The sequence below is a fragment of the Phaeodactylibacter xiamenensis genome, from assembly GCF_000759025.1.
Taxonomy (GTDB): Bacteria; Bacteroidota; Bacteroidia; order Chitinophagales; family Saprospiraceae; genus Phaeodactylibacter; species Phaeodactylibacter xiamenensis.
Window position 1 is genome coordinate 1 of the sequence record NZ_JPOS01000128.1, and the last position, 2,997, is coordinate 2,997.

Genomic DNA, 2,997 nt, shown 5'->3' on the forward strand with positions numbered 1-2,997 from the left:
TGGGCGGGCACCTCCTGGCCCCGATGGACGGGGTAGAGTTTTTTTCGTCTAGCCAGGTAAGCTGCGAGTACTGCCAGCAAAAGAGAAGCCGCGGCAAGGACAAGGCAGTCCGCTACTCCCATGCTATGTTGGGTGCTGTGATTGTAAAGCCGGGTGCTGGGGAAGTCCTGCCATTGGACTGCGAGCCGATAAACAAGCAAGACGGGCAAAAGAAGAACGACCATGAACTGGTAGCGGCCAATCGGCTGTGGGGCCGCTTGTGGGAACGCCACCCAAACTGGAAGTTCTTGCATGGGGGGGATGCCCTGTTTGCAAATGGCCCGATGATCAGGGAAATCACACAAGCGGGGCACAGCTATATTTTGAGCGTCAAGCCTGATAGCCATGAAATGCTTTTCGCCCACTATGGCCACCCTGGAAATAAGCATGCTTATCAGCACCATTACCAAAAAGTGGGCGATGAAGAATGGCATCTTTCCTGGTGTGATAATTTGCCACTGAATAACAGCGCGGCAGATGTGCGCACGAATTTTTTAATTTTAAAAGTCACGGGCAAAAAAGGCAAAACCGCTACTTTTACTTGGGTTACAAATATTAAAATTAACAAAAGAAATGTAGTGCTTCTTGCCCGATGCGGCCGCGGCCGGTGGAAAATCGAAAACGAAACGTTCAACACGCTGAAAAATCAGGGCTACAATTTTGAGCACAACTATGGGCATGGGAAAAAACATCTATCAAATTTGCTAGCGACTTTGATGATGCTCGTTTTCCTCATTGACCAAATCCAGCAATTGGCCAGCAAGGTTTTCAAAAAGGTATTGTCTGCGGTAAAAACTAAAACCCGTCTTTGGGATGAATTCAGGGCTGTTTTCCGTTTTCTGGGGCTCAACTCATTTAAACACCTGCTCATGGCTTTAGCTTCAAATCATTCAGCTTCAGGGCCTTAGATGCCAAAGCGGGAATCGCTGATTTTAATTTAGGAGGAGGGTATTTGGATAAGAAACAATCCATAACATAACCTTCTTTTGAGTTATATTTTATTTTAACCCAGTAGCCTCTTAGATACAAGCTAGTTCTGGATTTTAAGTCAACATCTTTAGTTCTTTTTATTTCAAGTTCAGCATGTTTACCCGTTACTGATAATAATTGAATTTCTGTTGAAAAAGGAACAATATCAATCGTTTGTGATTTCTCTTTTGGTTCTTTTTTCAATTCTAAATCTAATTTTGACCAATTGTATCTAATATCGTCCATTTGATAATCCACCGATGCCATCAATACCGATATATCAAATACAGCAATAAGTAGAATTATCGATATTCTTACAGTATTCACATGTAGCATCTTTTTCATAATCATATGTTTTCTTGTTAATTGCGCAGAACGGCCAGGCTAGCCGCAGTACGGAGTGAAACGAAGTATTGTCGGCTAGCCATTGTTGGGTGCCGTTTGATCTATATTTTTAAATCAACCATGATATGATAAAGGTTTAGGTTATTGCCATTTCGAATATAAACCTGTTTCATAATTTTAATTCCCGATGGAGCAATTTCCTGATCAGAGATTTGAAGATATCTTAAAGTCTGAAAGGGGATTTCTATATTTTTAATTTCATCAATATAATTATTCCAAAGTTTGTCTAAATTCTCATATTCGGAAAACGTAATTAAATAGTTGTTTTGCAATCCTCCTGCATCATAATTAAAAATCTTTTGAACATGGGTTTTGACACTTTTCTTATTCATCCCTTTTTTTAACTGAAGACACTCAATTATTGATTTCTTCTTTCCTGTTTCATCTTCAACAGTCATGTCCAATTCTCCAATCCTTTTTCCTGTTCCTGACTTTCCCCACCTAGATTCATCTGTACATTTCCAATTCCTTAATTGAGAATGCAAAATATGAGTTAGTACTATTGATCTACTTACTTCATCTTCTTTTATCGCCTTTTTCAGACCTTGCAATATTGATATTGAATTGATAATTTTATTTGTCAGGGAAGAATAATTATCAAATAACCTGATACTTTTTAAGTAATTCTCTTCATTTTCTAAAAATAGTTTTAAGCTGGTATGCCATTTTTCATCTTTTATTTCTTTTCCGAATAGTTTACCTTCTAACTCTTTTTCAAATACCTTATCCTTTTGCTGAAGTACTCTTCCTAAACTCACTTCAGTGTTTAATTCTTCTCGAAGATCTAAAGAAAGTTTCTTCAAAGCCGAAAAACGAGATTTTCTTAAATTTTCAAAAAATAACTTGTAATATCTCTTAGCCTGATCAATAGTTTGAATACCATAAGTTATGTTATGATCCTCTAATCCTAATTGAGGGTTAGTTTGATGATAGGAATCTATAATATCTACCAAAACTTGAAACTTAAGATACCTTTTGCCTTTATCAGTGAAGGGTAAACCATCAATTATCTCATTTAAATGAGCGATTAATTTATCTGAAACATCCAATTTATGACATTTTAAAACCTAAACGTTATTAATAACAACTTATGTAATTCAAACTAAAATGGCACCCAACGGCCCGGGCTACACGCAGGCCGGGATTCCTGAAAATAATCTTTTCATCTCATTCCACCAAAATAGCTGCGGTGGGCAAAGGCGAAATTGGCGTAGCCTGGCTTTGCCCGCCGCAGCGGACTCTTTTCTCTAATTTTTCAATGGAAGATTTTACCCGGCTTGTGTGTAGCCAATGTTCACAGCATTCGCGTTTTATTCGATTTTTACAAAACGAGCGGCCATTTCTCTATTTTCGAAGACGAGATAAGGGGGCTTTTTTCAAGTTTACCCAATCCTCCGATTTTGGACCACCAATTTTCAGGCAAAATGGATACCCTCATTTATTTTATCGCCCGTAAAAACCAACTTAACCCAATGAAAATCACTCAATTATTTTGCCGCTAAATCTATTCAATGCACCTGCGAACCCTCAAGATTCAATCTTATTCGGGCATGAAACCTTATTTGCTCATTGATTTTCATTTAC

General features: G+C 38.1%; 3 protein-coding genes. 1 reads left to right on the plus strand and 2 read right to left on the minus strand.

Going from position 1 to position 2,997, the window contains the following annotated elements; all coding sequences use genetic code 11:
- Positions 1 to 947 (plus strand): transposase (locus tag IX84_RS30155; RefSeq protein ID WP_044230310.1); only part of this gene is annotated, 947 nt, incomplete at its 5' end.
- Here IX84_RS30155 and IX84_RS30160 read toward each other — a convergent pair.
- Entirely contained in the window at positions 907 to 1,353 is a 447-nt protein-coding gene (locus IX84_RS30160; RefSeq protein WP_044230311.1) for a hypothetical protein, read from the minus strand. The two genes, IX84_RS30155 and IX84_RS30160, sit on opposite strands and share 41 nt — an antisense overlap.
- A gap of 101 nt (positions 1,354 to 1,454) precedes the next feature.
- The gene (locus tag IX84_RS30165) at positions 1,455 to 2,462 is read right to left on the minus strand and encodes a hypothetical protein (RefSeq protein WP_044230312.1); all 1,008 of its coding nucleotides are present in this window, start codon (positions 2,460 to 2,462) and stop codon (positions 1,455 to 1,457) included.
- Positions 2,463 to 2,997: the final 535 nt, after the last annotated feature.